This is a genomic window from Streptomyces sp. NPDC052225, from assembly GCF_040679615.1.
GTDB lineage: Bacteria > Actinomycetota > Actinomycetes > Streptomycetales > Streptomycetaceae > Streptomyces.
In genome coordinates, this window is the sequence record NZ_JBFAVD010000017.1 from 145,391 (window position 1) to 157,602 (window position 12,212).

15 protein-coding genes are annotated in these 12,212 nt (G+C 70.5%); 9 read left to right on the forward strand and 6 right to left on the reverse strand.

Annotation, left to right across the window (positions count from 1 at the left end; translation table 11 throughout):
* Window positions 1-78 precede the first annotated feature (78 nt).
* On the forward strand, window positions 79-1,077 hold the full coding sequence (gene moaA / locus AB0L37_RS24340; RefSeq protein WP_365509132.1) for a GTP 3',8-cyclase MoaA: 999 nt from the start codon (window positions 79-81) through the stop codon (window positions 1,075-1,077).
* Window position 1,078: 1 nt separating this feature from the next.
* Here the strand turns inward: moaA and AB0L37_RS24345 are convergent, their stop codons facing one another.
* A complete protein-coding gene (locus tag AB0L37_RS24345; protein WP_365509134.1) occupies window positions 1,079-1,333 on the reverse strand; it encodes a hypothetical protein in 255 nt (84 codons plus the stop codon).
* A 276-nt stretch (window positions 1,334-1,609) separates the two neighbouring features.
* On the reverse strand, window positions 1,610-1,960 hold the full coding sequence (locus tag AB0L37_RS24350) for a DUF3099 domain-containing protein (protein WP_365509135.1): 351 nt from the start codon (window positions 1,958-1,960) through the stop codon (window positions 1,610-1,612).
* A gap of 224 nt (window positions 1,961-2,184) precedes the next feature.
* Between AB0L37_RS24350 and AB0L37_RS24355 the strand changes: the two genes are divergently transcribed.
* The gene (locus tag AB0L37_RS24355; protein ID WP_365509138.1) at window positions 2,185-2,460 is read left to right on the forward strand and encodes a GlsB/YeaQ/YmgE family stress response membrane protein; all 276 of its coding nucleotides are present in this window, start codon (window positions 2,185-2,187) and stop codon (window positions 2,458-2,460) included.
* A gap of 68 nt (window positions 2,461-2,528) precedes the next feature.
* Here the strand turns inward: AB0L37_RS24355 and tyrS are convergent, their stop codons facing one another.
* The 3 genes from tyrS to AB0L37_RS24370 form a co-directional block, all read right to left on the reverse strand.
* On the reverse strand, window positions 2,529-3,800 hold the full coding sequence (tyrS, locus tag AB0L37_RS24360; protein ID WP_365509141.1) for a tyrosine--tRNA ligase: 1,272 nt from the start codon (window positions 3,798-3,800) through the stop codon (window positions 2,529-2,531).
* A gap of 65 nt (window positions 3,801-3,865) precedes the next feature.
* Complete coding sequence (locus AB0L37_RS24365) at window positions 3,866-5,260, reverse strand: metallopeptidase TldD-related protein (RefSeq protein ID WP_365509144.1); 1,395 nt, start codon at window positions 5,258-5,260, stop codon at window positions 3,866-3,868.
* A complete protein-coding gene (locus AB0L37_RS24370; RefSeq protein WP_365509147.1) occupies window positions 5,257-6,780 on the reverse strand; it encodes a TldD/PmbA family protein in 1,524 nt (507 codons plus the stop codon). Before AB0L37_RS24370 ends, AB0L37_RS24365 begins: the two co-directional genes overlap by 4 nt.
* A 196-nt stretch (window positions 6,781-6,976) precedes the next feature.
* Here AB0L37_RS24370 and fabG point away from each other — a divergent pair, with 196 nt between their 5' ends.
* The 3 genes from fabG to AB0L37_RS24385 all read left to right on the forward strand — a co-directional run bounded on the left by fabG (window position 6,977) and on the right by AB0L37_RS24385 (window position 8,933).
* A complete protein-coding gene (gene fabG / locus AB0L37_RS24375; RefSeq protein WP_365509149.1) occupies window positions 6,977-7,696 on the forward strand; it encodes a 3-oxoacyl-[acyl-carrier-protein] reductase in 720 nt (239 codons plus the stop codon).
* A gap of 5 nt (window positions 7,697-7,701) precedes the next feature.
* Window positions 7,702-8,478: an enoyl-ACP reductase FabI gene (gene fabI, locus AB0L37_RS24380; RefSeq protein WP_365509152.1), complete on the forward strand. Its 777-nt coding sequence runs from the start codon at window positions 7,702-7,704 to the stop codon at window positions 8,476-8,478.
* Between the two features lie 80 nt (window positions 8,479-8,558).
* Window positions 8,559-8,933 (forward strand): hypothetical protein, encoded by a 375-nt coding sequence (locus AB0L37_RS24385; RefSeq protein WP_365509154.1) that lies wholly within the window; start codon window positions 8,559-8,561, stop codon window positions 8,931-8,933.
* Here the strand turns inward: AB0L37_RS24385 and AB0L37_RS24390 are convergent.
* Window positions 8,908-9,603 (reverse strand): FadR/GntR family transcriptional regulator, encoded by a 696-nt coding sequence (locus tag AB0L37_RS24390; RefSeq protein WP_365509156.1) that lies wholly within the window; start codon window positions 9,601-9,603, stop codon window positions 8,908-8,910. The genes AB0L37_RS24385 and AB0L37_RS24390 overlap by 26 nt on opposite strands.
* A gap of 79 nt (window positions 9,604-9,682) precedes the next feature.
* Here AB0L37_RS24390 and AB0L37_RS24395 point away from each other — a divergent pair, with 79 nt between their 5' ends.
* From AB0L37_RS24395 to AB0L37_RS24410, 4 genes are all read left to right on the forward strand, one after another.
* Complete coding sequence (locus AB0L37_RS24395) at window positions 9,683-10,996, forward strand: CynX/NimT family MFS transporter (RefSeq protein WP_365509159.1); 1,314 nt, start codon at window positions 9,683-9,685, stop codon at window positions 10,994-10,996.
* Window positions 10,997-11,025: 29 nt separating this feature from the next.
* On the forward strand, window positions 11,026-11,145 hold the full coding sequence (locus AB0L37_RS24400) for an SGM_5486 family transporter-associated protein (protein ID WP_324772382.1): 120 nt from the start codon (window positions 11,026-11,028) through the stop codon (window positions 11,143-11,145).
* Window positions 11,146-11,341: 196 nt separating this feature from the next.
* On the forward strand, window positions 11,342-11,548 hold the full coding sequence (locus tag AB0L37_RS24405) for a hypothetical protein (protein WP_365509162.1): 207 nt from the start codon (window positions 11,342-11,344) through the stop codon (window positions 11,546-11,548).
* An 85-nt stretch (window positions 11,549-11,633) separates the two neighbouring features.
* Entirely contained in the window at window positions 11,634-12,152 is a 519-nt protein-coding gene (locus AB0L37_RS24410) for a histidine phosphatase family protein (protein ID WP_365509165.1), read from the forward strand.
* Window positions 12,153-12,212 lie beyond the last annotated feature (60 nt).

The window sequence follows — 12,212 nt, forward strand, 5'->3', positions numbered from 1 at the left end:
ATCTTCGACCCGTCTTTGTCATACCCGTCGCGTAGGCTCGTCGGTGTCAGGCAGAACACGCTCAGGGAGGGGGCCCACGTGCTCATCGACACCTTCGGCCGAGTGGCCACCGACCTCAGGGTCTCGCTGACCGACCGGTGCAATCTCCGCTGCACGTACTGCATGCCCGAAGAGGGCCTTCAGTGGCTGGCCAAGCCCGACCTCCTGACGGACGACGAGATCGTCCGCCTCATCCGCATCGCCGTCACGCACCTCGGCATCACGGAGGTCCGCTTCACCGGCGGCGAGCCCCTGCTCCGCCCCGGTCTGGTCGGCATCGTCGAGCGGGTCGCCGCCCTGGAGCCCCGCCCCCAGATGTCCCTGACGACGAACGGGATCGGGCTCAAGCGCACCGCGCAGGCGCTCAAGGACGCGGGCCTCGACCGGGTGAACGTGTCGCTTGACACCCTGCGCCCGGACGTCTTCAAGACGCTGACCCGCCGCGACCGCCACAAGGACGTCATCGAGGGCCTCGCGGCCGCCCACGACGCGGGCCTGACCCCGGTGAAGATCAACTCGGTCCTGATGCCGGGGCTGAACGAGGACGAGGCCCCCGACCTCCTCGCCTGGGCCGTCGAGCACTCCTACGAACTGCGGTTCATCGAGCAGATGCCGCTCGACGCCCAGCACGGCTGGAAGCGCGACGGCATGATCACCGCGGGCGACATCCTCGCCTCCCTGCGTACGCGCTTCGAGCTGACGGCCGAGGGTTCCGACGAGCGCGGCTCCGCCCCGGCCGAGCGCTGGGTCGTCGACGGCGGCCCGCACCGCGTCGGTGTCATCGCCTCGGTCACCCGCCCGTTCTGCTCGGCCTGCGACCGCACCCGCCTCACCGCCGACGGACAGGTCCGCACCTGTCTGTTCGCCACCGAGGAGACGGACCTGCGGGCGGCGCTGCGCGCGGACGGCGCGGAGAGCGACGACGAGAACATCGCCCGGATATGGAAGCAGGCGATGTGGGGCAAGAAGGCGGGCTCGGGCCTCGACGACCCGACCTTCCTCCAGCCCGACCGCCCGATGTCGGCGATCGGCGGCTGACTCAGCCCTGCTCGCCGGCGGAGTCCCACTCCGCCAGCGTCACGACGTCCTTGAGGAATCCCCGTACGCCCAGGAACTGCGAGAGGTGCTCGCGGTGCTCGTCGCACGCGAGCCACGTCTTGCGCCGCTCCGGCGTGTGGAGCTTCGGGTTGTTCCACGCGAGGACCCACACGGCGTCGGCGCGACAGCCCTTGGCCGAGCACTGCGGAGTGGTGGGCGAGGGCTGCGACGCGGCGGAGAGATCGGCGAGGTTCACGCCTCAACCTTAAAGGCCCCGGAAAAAGGGGCTCGACGGGCCGTCGCGGCCATGAAAAAACCCCCGGAAATGGCGACGCCGAGCAGCCACGGGGGGAGCTGCCCGGCGTCGGTCCGTCGCTCCGACGGGGGATGCGGAGCGCGTACGAAGTATGTCACGGGGTACCCCCGGCCCGGCACCGGAACCACATGATTGATCTGAGCTTTTCTTGAGCTTTGCGGACTGGTCGCACTGCGCGGTCGGGCGGCGCCCGACGGTGTCCGGCAGGCCCGTCGACTAGCCGCGGTCCTCCGGGACGGATTCCGCCGCACCACCGGCCGGGGTCGGGGCGATCATGGGTCGCGTCGGGGCGGGGACGAAGGTCGAGGGCAGCGACGGCACGTTCTCCCGGCCCGCGTTCGCGATGACCACGGCGACATAGGGGAGGAAGGCGCCGACGACGAGCGTCACGATGGCGACGTGCCGCTCCACGTTCCACAGCACCGCCGTGAGGATCACCGCGAGCGTGCGGATCCCCATCGAGATGATGTAGCGGCGCTGCCGCCCGCGGACGTCCTCGGCGAGGCCCGTCCGGGCTCCCGTGATGCGGAAAACCTCTGCTCCGCCGTTGCTGCCGCGCTTCCGCATCACATTCCACCACCCGACGTCTCGCCGGACTCTCCCCGGCCCGGACCGCTTCCACGTTACGCCCGGGGTGCGTCGGCTACGAGACCGGGGCAGGCCTGACCTGGGCGTGCCGCCTGCGCCGTACCGCGTATGGCGTCGCCCGACATGCGCCGTACGGAGTACGGACCGAAACTGATCACAGGTGCGCACGCGCGCACCCTCGCGCCGCTAGAGGAGGCGACGGCATGGGCTGGTTGTGGGCAATCATCGTGGGCTTTGTCCTCGGTCTGATCGCCAAGGCGATCCTGCCGGGCAAACAAGCGATCCCCCTGTGGCTGACGACGGTATTCGGCATCATCGGCAGCGTCCTCGGCAACTGGGCGGCCACGGGCCTCGGAGTCAACGACACACGGGGCATCGACTGGACCCGCCACCTGCTGCAACTGATCGGCGCCATCGTGGTGGTCGGCGTCGGCGACATGGCGTGGGTGGCGCTACGGGGCAACAGGAAGAAAGCCTAGGCACGACACAGGGCCGGCCTCCCGCCGATGTGCGGACGGGAGGCCGGCCCTGGTGCGTGCGGCGGGCGTCAGCCCTTGAGCTCCACGGCGGCCAGGTTCTTCTTGCCCCGCCGCAGCACCAGCCACCGCCCGTGCAGCAGCTCGTCGGCGCCCGGGACGAAGTCCTCGGCGGCGACCTTCACGTTGTTCACGTAGGCGCCGCCCTCCTTCACGGTGCGCCGCGCGGCGGACTTGCTCGCCACGAGACCGACCTCGGCGAAGAGGTCGACGACCGGGCCGAGCTCGGCGACCTCGACGCGCGGCAGCTCGGAGAGCGCCGCGGCGAGGGTCGCCTCGTCCAGGTCCGCCAGGTTCCCGTCGCCCTGCCCGAACAGGGCCTTCGACGCGGAGATCACGGCGGCCGTCTGGTCGGCGCCGTGCACCAGCGTCGTCAGTTCCTCGGCGAGGGCGCGCTGCGCGGCGCGGGCCTGCGGGCGCTCCGCGGTGAGCGTCTCCAGCTCCTCGATCTCCTCGCGGGACTTGAAGGAGAAGGTCCGCAGGAACTTGGAGATGTCCCGGTCGTCCGCGTTCAGCCAGAACTGGTAGAAGGCGTACGGCGAGAACATCTCCGGGTCGAGCCAGACGGTGCCGGACTCGGTCTTGCCGAACTTGGTGCCGTCCGCCTTCGTGAGCAGCGGGGTGCCGAGCGCGTGCACGACGGCTTCCGGGTGGACCCGGTGGATCAGCTCGGTGCCGGAGGTGAGGTTGCCCCACTGGTCGCTGCCGCCGGTCTGCAGGACACAGCCGTACTGCTCGTACAGCTTGAGGAAGTCCATCCCCTGCAGGATCTGGTAGCTGAACTCGGTGTAGCTGATGCCCGCGTCCGAGTTGAGCCGTCGCGAGACGGCCTCCTTGGCGATCATCTTGTTGACACGGAAGTACTTGCCCATGTCCCGCAGGAACTCGATGGCGGACATGCCCTGGGTCCAGTCCAGGTTGTTCACCATCGTCGCCGCGTGCGGGCCCTCGAAGTCGAGGAAGCGCTCGACCTGGCCGCGCAGCCGCTCCACCCAGCCGGCCACGACCTCCGGGGAGTTCAGGGTGCGCTCCGCCGTCGGCTTCGGGTCGCCGATCAGCCCCGTGGCGCCGCCGACCAGACCCAGCGGGCGGTGCCCCGCCTGCTGGATGCGCCGCATGGTGAGGATCTGCACCAGGTTGCCCAGGTGCAGGCTCGGCGCGGTCGGGTCGAAGCCGCAATAGAACGTGACAGGACCGTCCGCGAACGCCTTGCGCAGCGCGTCTTCGTCGGTGGACAGGGCGATGAGCCCGCGCCACTTGAGTTCGTCGACGATGTCCGTCACGGTTTTGAGTCTCCTTGTACGTACCTGAAAGCGATCCCGGCCAGTCTATGGGCGAAACCGAAGGGTCAGACGCCCTGGCTGACCGAGCTCATGTTGAAGTCCGGCACCCGCAGCGCCGGCATCGCAGCCCTAGTGAACCAGTCGCCCCACTCCCGGGGCAGCGTCTTTTCCGTCCGGCCGGCCTCGGTGGCCCGGCCCAGCAGGCCGACCGGCGACTCGTTGAACCGGAAGTTGTTCACCTCGCCGACCACCTCACCGTTCTCCACGAGGTACACGCCGTCCCGGGTCAGACCGGTGAGCAGCAGCGTCGCCGGGTCGACCTCGCGGATGTACCAGAGGCAGGTCAGGAGCAGCCCGCGCCCGGTCGCCGCGACCATCTCGTCCAGGGACTTGTCCGAGCCGCCGTCGAGGATCAGGTTGTCGCCGGCCGGTGCGACGGGCAGCCCGGTGAGCGCCGCGCTGTGCCGCGTCGTCGTCAGATGCCGCAGCTCACCGTCCGAGATCCACTCGGTGGCGCCGACCGGTAGACCGTTGTCGAACACGGACGCGTCGTCCCCGGAGGCGTGGGCGAGGACGAACGGCGCGCACTCCAGGCCCGGCGCGTGCGGGTCGCTGCGCAGCGTCAGCGGCAGCTCGCTCAGCTTCTCGCCGACGCGGGTGCCGCCCCCGGGCTTGCTGAACACGGTCCGGCCCTCGGCCGCGTCCCGCGCCCCCGCCGACCACAGCTGGTAGACCAGCAGGTCCGCGACGGCCGTCGGCGGCAGCAGCGTCTCGTACCGTCCGGCGGGCAGGTCGATCCGGCGCTCGGCCCAGCCGAGCCGGGTCGCGAGGTCCGCGTCCATCGCGGCCGGGTCGACGTCCTTGAAGTCCCGCGTGGACTGCCCGGCCCACGCGGACCGGGTGCGGTCCGGCGACTTGGCGTTCAGCTCAAGCGTCCCGTTCGGCTGGTCGTGGCGCAGCCGCACCCCCGTCGACGTACCGAGATAACTGCTGGTCAGCTCGTGGTTCGCGAAGCCGTACAGCTCGCGCCCCCCACTCCTGGCCCGCGCGAAGGCCTCGCCGAGGGCGGGCGCGAACTGCGCGAACACGTCCGAGGAGGTCTCGGCCGGGGCTTCGCGGAAGTCGGCGGAGTGCGGTACGCCGCTGACGAGCGGCTGCGCGTCCTCTGCGGGGCCGGCCTTGGCCGCGGCCTCCTCGGCGGCGCGCACCAGCGGTTCGAGGTCGTCGGCGGTGACGGCGGCGCGGGAGACGACCCCGGTCGCCGTCCCCTCCTTGCCGTCGACGGTCGCGACGACGGTCAGGGTGCGCCCGCGCGTGACCCCGTTCGTGGTCAGCGCGTTGCCCGCCCAGCGCAGGTTGGCGGAGGACGTCTCGTCGGCGATGACGACACAGCCGTCGGCCCGCGACAGTGCGAGGGCGCGCTCGACGATCTCGTACGGCTTGCTGCTGCGCGGGCTCATCGACCGGCCTCCTGCGTGGTGTTGAGGATGTTGACGCCCTTGAAGAGCGCGCTCGGGCAGCCGTGGGAGACGGCCGCGACCTGGCCCGGCTGGGCCTTGCCGCAGTTGAAGGCGCCGCCGAGGACATAGGTCTGCGGGCCGCCGACCGCCGCCATCGAGCCCCAGAAGTCGGTGGTCGTCGCCTGGTACGCGAAGTCCCGCACCTGCCCGGCGAGGCGTCCGTTCCGGATGGCGTAGGCCCGCTGCGCGGTGAACTGGAAGTTGTAGCGCTGCATGTCGATGGACCACGAGCGGTCGCCGACGAGGTAGATGCCGTTGTCCACGCCCGAGATCAGATCCTCGGTGGACAGGCCGCCGGGGTCGGGTTGCAGCGACACGTTCGCCATCCGCTGCACCGGGACGTGCCCGGGGGAGTCGGCGTACGCACACCCGTTGGACCGCTCGAACCCGGTCAACTTCGCGATGCGGCGGTCGAGTTGATAGCCGACCAGCGTCCCGTCCTTCACCAGGTCCCACGACTGCCCGGCCACGCCCTCGTCGTCGTACCCGATCGTCGCGAGCCCGTGCTCGGCGGTCCTGTCACCCGTCACGTTCATGATCTCGGAGCCGTACCTGAGCTTCCCGAGCTGGTCGAACGTGGCGAAGGACGTACCCGCGTACGCCGCCTCGTAGCCGAGCGCGCGGTCCAGCTCGGTGGCGTGCCCGATCGACTCGTGGATCGTCAGCCAGAGGTTGGACGGGTCGACGACCAGGTCGTACGAGCCGGCCCGGACGCTCGGCGCCCGCATCTTCTCGGCGAGCAGCCCGGGCATCTGCTCCAGCTCGCTCTGCCAGTCCCAGCCCGTGCCGGTCAGATACTCCCAGCCGCGCCCCGCCGGCGGCGCGATCGTGCGCATCGAGTCGAACTCGCCGCTGGAGTCGTCCACGGAGACGGCCGTCAGCTGCGGGTGCAGCCGCACCCGCTGCTGGGTCGTCACGGTCCCCGCGGTGTCCGCGTAGAACTTGTTCTCGTGCACGGCGAGCAGCGAGGCGTCCACGTGGGAGACGCCGTCGGCCGCGAGCAGCCCGGCGCTCCAGTCGGCGAGCAGCGCGAACCGCTCCTCCTCCGGTACGGAGAAGGGGTCGATCTCGTACGAGGAGATCCAGGTCTTGTCGGCGTGCACGGGCTCGTCGGCGAGCTCCACGCGCTCGTCCGACCCCGCGGCCCTGATGACCTGCGCGCTCAGCTTCGCCATCGCCACGGCCTGCGAGGCCACCTTCGCCGCCGCGTCCATCGTCAGATCGACGCCCGAGGCGAACCCCCACGTACCGCCGTGGACGACCCGCACCGCATAGCCGAGGTCCGTGGTGTCGGAGGAGCCCGACGGCTTGGCGTCGCGCAGCCGCACCGCCGCGCCGCGCACCCGCTCCAGGCGGAAGTCCGCGTGCTCGGCGCCCAGCGCACGGGCCCGGGCGAGGGCCGCGTCGGCGAGGGCGCGCAGCGGGAGCGCCGTGAAGGACGCATCGATCGTATGAGGCACGAATGTCTCCCTGTCGTCCGTCATGCCGGTCATGCCGGTCGCCCCGATCATGTCGCGCGGCGGGGGTGTGCGGCCAGACCTTTCTGTAGGGACCCGACAGTGAGTCGAGTACGCCACTGTCGGTGGTCGATTCTCCGTACCAAGGGTCGTACCGATAGGTTTCGAGGACCACCACCGCTATCGAAAGGGTGATCCGTTGAGCCGCTCGGTTCTCGTCACCGGAGGAAACCGGGGCATCGGCCTCGCCATCGCCCGGGCCTTCCTGGAGCAGGGTGACAAGGTCGCCTTCACCTACCGCTCGGGCGAGCCGCCCAAGGAGCTCGTCGACGCGGGCGCCCTGGCCGTTCGGTGTGACATCACGGACTCCGCGCAGGTGGACGCCGCCTACAAGGAGATCGAAGAGAAGCACGGCAACGTCGAGGTCCTGGTCGCCAACGCGGGCGTCACCAAGGACCAGCTCCTCATGCGCATGTCCGAGGAGGACTTCACGTCCGTCCTCGACACGAACCTCACCGGGACCTTCCGCGTCGTGAAGCGGGCCAACCGCGGCATGCTGCGCGCCAAGAAGGGCCGCGTCGTGCTGATCTCCTCCGTCGTGGGCCTGCTCGGCTCGGCGGGGCAGGCGAACTACGCCGCTTCGAAGGCGGGTCTGGTCGGTTTCGCGCGCTCCCTCGCCCGTGAGCTCGGGTCGCGCAACCTCACCTTCAACGTCGTCGCCCCGGGTTTTGTCGACACCGACATGACCCAGGCGCTCACGGACGAGCAGCGCGCGGGCATCGTCGCGCAGGTGCCGCTCGGCCGTTACGCGCAGGTCGAGGAGATCGCCGGAGTGGTGAAGTTCCTGGCCTCCGACGACGCCTCGTACATCACTGGAGCCGTCATCCCGGTTGACGGCGGACTGGGAATGGGTCACTGACAATCATGGCTGGAATCCTCGAGGGCAAGAAGATCCTCATCACCGGTGTGCTGATGGAGTCCTCCATCGCCTTCCACGCCGCGAAGCTGGCCCAGGAGCAGGGCGCGGAGATCATCCTCACCGCCTGGCCGCGGCCGACGCTGACCGAGCGCATCGCCAAGAAGCTGCCGCAGCCCGACAAGGTCAAGGTCCTGGAGCTCGACGTCTCGAACGACGAGCACCTCGCCCGCCTCGAGGGCCAGGTCCGCGAGCACCTCGGCGGCCGGCTCGACGGCATCGTGCACTCCATCGGCTTCGCGCCGCAGGACGCGCTCGGCGGCAACTTCCTGAACACGCCGTTCGAGTCCGTCTCCACCGCCATGCACGTCTCCGCCTTCTCCCTGAAGTCGCTGACGATGGCACTGCTGCCGCTGATGAACGAGGGCGGCTCCGTCGTCGGCCTCACCTTCGACGCGCAGTTCGCCTGGCCGCAGTACGACTGGATGGGCCCGGCCAAGGCCGCCCTCGAGGCGACGAACCGCTACATGGCCCGTTACCTGGGCGAGCACGACGTCCGCAGCAACCTGGTCTCGGCGGGCCCGCTCGGCTCGATGGCCGCCAAGTCCATCCCGGGCTTCAGCGACCTCGCCGCCGTGTGGGACACGCGCTCCCCGCTGGAGTGGAAGCTGGACGACCCGGAGCCGGCCGGCAAGGCCATCGTCGCGCTGCTCTCCGACTGGTTCCCGAAGACCACCGGCGAGATCATCCACGTCGACGGCGGTCTGCACGCCATCGGAGCCTGACGGCTTCTGACCCGTTCGGCCCACCGGCCAGGCGAGTCGAGGGGACCTCTACGCACCCTGGGTGCGAGGAGGTCCCCTTCGTGCACCTGCCCCGCCGTGTCACCCCCGCCTGCATAGCCCCCGCCCTCGCCGCGCTGGCCCTGCTGCTCGTGGTGCCGTACGAAGCGATGTCGGACACCGGAGCGGACACCGGCAAAGAGCGCGCCGAGAAACGTGAACTGTTCGGCGCCGACTGCCGGATCCGTGTCGACGGACCACTGGTGAGCGTCACCTGCCACAACCCGTATCCGCGCACCGATCGCATCGCCCTGCACGTCGAGTGCGAGGCGTGGTGGGACATCGACGTCGACGCGAAGCCCGTCCCGGCAGGCCCCGCCGAGACCGTGCGGCTCGACGGCCGCTGCTGGAAGAAGGTCCGGACCGCCTGGGTCAGTCACCGGAAAGCGGCGGTGTGAGCCGCCCGGGACGGCACAGGAACGGATAGCCCGCCGCCTCGGTCGCGGCCGCCTCCTCGTCCCCGTCCCTGATCGCGTCGACCAGCCGCGTGTGGTCCATGTGGTTCTCGGCGCTGAGCTTGCCGCCCACGTCCTCGCGCAGCCAGTCCCGCATGACCTTGCCGAGGTCCGCGTACATCGCGGTCATCACGTCGTTGTGCGACGCGGCCACCACGGCCAGATGGAACGTGGTGTCCGCCGCCACGAACGCCTCCGTGTCACCCGAGTCCCACGCCTCCTCACGCCGTACGAGGAGTGCGTCGAGCTGCTTCAGATCGCGCTCGGTGCGGCGCTGGGCGGCCAGCTTCGCCGCGCTCGACTCCAGCGTGGAGCGCAGCTCGGCGATGTGCCGCGGATCGGCGTCCGCGAACCGGCGCTGCATCACCCCCGCCAGCTCGCTCGTCGCCACGACGTACGTGCCCGAGCCCTGCCGGATGTCGAGCAACCCGTTGTGCGCGAGGGCGCGCACCGCCTCCCGCACCGTGTTCCGCGCCACCCCCAGCTGTTCGACGAGCTCCGGCTCCGTGGGGATACGGGAGCCCACCGGCCACTCGCCCGAGGAGATCTGGGCGCGCAGAGCGGAGATGACCTGCTCGGACAGGGCCGAGCGCCGGGGGGAGGACAGCGGCATGAGGATCCTTGTTCCCTTGTTCCTTTATGACGCGAAGCGATTGGACAACCAATCATCCCATGATTCTAAGATGGGTCTCATGGCTAGTGAGGAAACCCCGACGATGACAGCGCCGTCCGCCCCGAACTCCGTACCGAGCGGTACCCGCACGGAGGCGGCGGAGAAAAACGCGCCGCGCACGTGGGCCCTCCGGCTCGTCACCCTCGGCATCGTCCTCGCCGCCCTGAACCTGCGGCCCGCGATCACCAGCCTCGGCGCCCTCCTCGAAGAGGTCCGCGACGGGCTCGGCATGAGCGGCAGCGTCGCCGGACTCCTCACCTCCGTACCGCCGCTCTGCTTCGCGATCTTCGGCGTGATGGCGCCCCGCCTCGCCAAGCGGTTCGGCGCGAGCACCGTCGTCTGCGCGGGCATGGTCGCCATCACGGCCGGCCTGCTGATCCGCCCGTACACGGGCAACACGGTCGGCTTCCTGGTCGCCAGCGCGCTCGCCCTCATGGGCATCGCGGTCAGCAACGTCCTGATGCCGGTCATCGTCAAGCGCTGGTTCCCCGACCGCGTCGGCTCCATGACCGGCGTGTACTCGATGGCCCTCGCGGCCGGCACGTCCCTCGCGGCCGCCGCGACCGTGCCCATGACCTCGGCCCTGGGCGGCAGTTGGCAGACCGGCCTCGCCGTCTGGGCCGCGCTGGGCGCCGCCGCCGTCCTGCCCTGGATCCCGCTCGTACGCGACAAGAGCGCGGCCTCCGCCGAACCGGCGCAGCCCGCTGCCGGCAGCGGCGACGCACTGCGCATCACCCGCAGCCGTACCGCCTGGGCGCTCGCCGTCTTCTTCGGACTCCAGGCCACCGCCGCGTACATCACCATGGGGTGGATGGCGCAGATCTTCCGGGACGCCGGGGTCTCCGCGTCGACCGCCGGTGTGCTGCTCGCCGTGACCATGGTGATGGGCGTGCCGCTCGGCTTCGTCATCCCGCGCGTCGCCGCCCGGCTGCCCAGCCAGGGCCCGATGGTGATCGCCCTCGGCCTGTGCGGTCTCGCCGGGTACGCGGGCCTCTACATCGCCCCCGCCTCCGGCGCCTGGGCGTGGGCGATCCTGCTCGGTGTCTCCAACTGCGCCTTCCCGCTGGCCCTCACGATGGTCGGCATGCGCGCCCGCACCGGCGCCGGCGTCGTCAAGCTGTCCGCGTTCGCGCAGTCCACCGGCTACCTGATCTCGATCCCCGGGCCGCTGCTCGTCGGCGTCCTCTACCAGCACACCGGCGGCTGGGGCGTGCCCATCGCGCTGATGGCCGCGCTGATGGTGCCGCAGATCGCGGTCGGCGTCCTCGCGGGCCGCAACCGCACCGTCGAGGACGAGGTCGGTCCCGCCACCGAGACGGCCCCGGCGTCCTGACGGCGGGGGACGGGTGCGACACTTGCCGCATGTCGCCTGTGCTCGAACCGAACCCCCAGAACGGCCAGAAGAAGCTTCTCCTCGTGCTCGGCGCGATGCTGGCCGTCACCGTGATCGTGGCCGTCATCGCGACGATCGCCTCCCCGTGACCGGGCGGGGGTGGGGATAACTCCACCATCCCCTAGGGGGCCAGTGTCAGGGTCAAGTGGGTGGATCACCGGATGGGTTGGGGCCCGCCGAGTCCGTACCTTCGAAGTGTCGCCGAGATCGCCGGCGCACGAACGAAGAACCTGACGGACACGGACCCCGGAGCACGCTCCGCGGCCACGGCATTCGGAGGCACCCATGTCGGCCCCCACGCACACCCGGCCCCACCCGGCTGCCTCGGGCGGCGTCGACGTCCGCTTGCCCTGGTGGGCGATCGTGCTGCCGGCCGTCGCGTTCGTGGCGCTGCTCCTGCTGATCCTCAACCCGGCCGACGCCCACGCCACGGCGGGCGACCCGACCCTCGCGCACGTCCTGGAACGGGCCAAGGAACTGGTGCTCCGCTAGGGCCTTTCGGAGGGCGTTCACCCGTGCCGGGTGAGCCCTTCAACTCCCTGCGCCCCGTGGCGCGTTTCGTGCGAAGCTGGGACTCATGAGCGTCGCAGAACCCCGCAGGATTGTCCTTTTCCGGCATGCCAAGGCGGACTGGCCCCAGGTCTCCGACCACGAGCGGCCGCTCGCCGAGCGGGGGCGCAAGGACGCCCCCGTCGCCGGCCGCAAGCTCGCCGACTCCGGCATCGCCTTCGACCTGGCCCTCTGCTCGACCGCCGCGCGCACCCGGGAGACCTGGAAGCTCGCCGTCGCGGAGCTGCCCGAGCGGCCGAAGACCGTGTACGAGGAGCGGATCTACGAGGCGTCCCCCGGCGAGCTGATCGCCGTGCTGAACGAGACGCCGGACGACGTCCACGATGTCGTCCTCATCGGCCACAACCCGGGAGTGCACGGCGTCGCCGAGGTGCTCACCGGTGAGGCCGAGGACGAGGCGGGCAAGCGGATGAGCCGCGGCGGCTTCCCGACCGCCGCGTTCGCCGTGCTGACCTTCACCGGACCGTGGAAGTCCCTGGAGCCGGGCACCGCCACGCTGACCGACTACTGGTCGCCGAACGACTGAATCCGCGTACGTATACGGAGCGCATCCGTATACGGAGAAGGGGCCCGGCACCGCTCATCG

Bases quoted from the DNA above. Each gene is read 5' to 3' on its own strand.
- AB0L37_RS24395 (WP_365509159.1), top strand. From the start codon at position 9,683: ATGGCTAGTGAGGAAACCCCGACGATGACAGCGCCGTCCGCCCCGAAC.
- AB0L37_RS24365 (WP_365509144.1), bottom strand. From the start codon at position 5,260: ATGAGCCCGCGCAGCAGCAAGCCGTACGAGATCGTCGAGCGCGCCCTC.
- AB0L37_RS24400 (WP_324772382.1), top strand. From the start codon at position 11,026: ATGTCGCCTGTGCTCGAACCGAACCCCCAGAACGGCCAGAAGAAGCTT.
- fabI (WP_365509152.1), top strand. From the start codon at position 7,702: ATGGCTGGAATCCTCGAGGGCAAGAAGATCCTCATCACCGGTGTGCTG.
- AB0L37_RS24390 (WP_365509156.1), bottom strand. From the start codon at position 9,603: ATGCCGCTGTCCTCCCCCCGGCGCTCGGCCCTGTCCGAGCAGGTCATC.
- AB0L37_RS24350 (WP_365509135.1), bottom strand. From the start codon at position 1,960: ATGCGGAAGCGCGGCAGCAACGGCGGAGCAGAGGTTTTCCGCATCACG.
- AB0L37_RS24410 (WP_365509165.1), top strand. From the start codon at position 11,634: ATGAGCGTCGCAGAACCCCGCAGGATTGTCCTTTTCCGGCATGCCAAG.
- AB0L37_RS24355 (WP_365509138.1), top strand. From the start codon at position 2,185: ATGGGCTGGTTGTGGGCAATCATCGTGGGCTTTGTCCTCGGTCTGATC.
- AB0L37_RS24405 (WP_365509162.1), top strand. From the start codon at position 11,342: ATGTCGGCCCCCACGCACACCCGGCCCCACCCGGCTGCCTCGGGCGGC.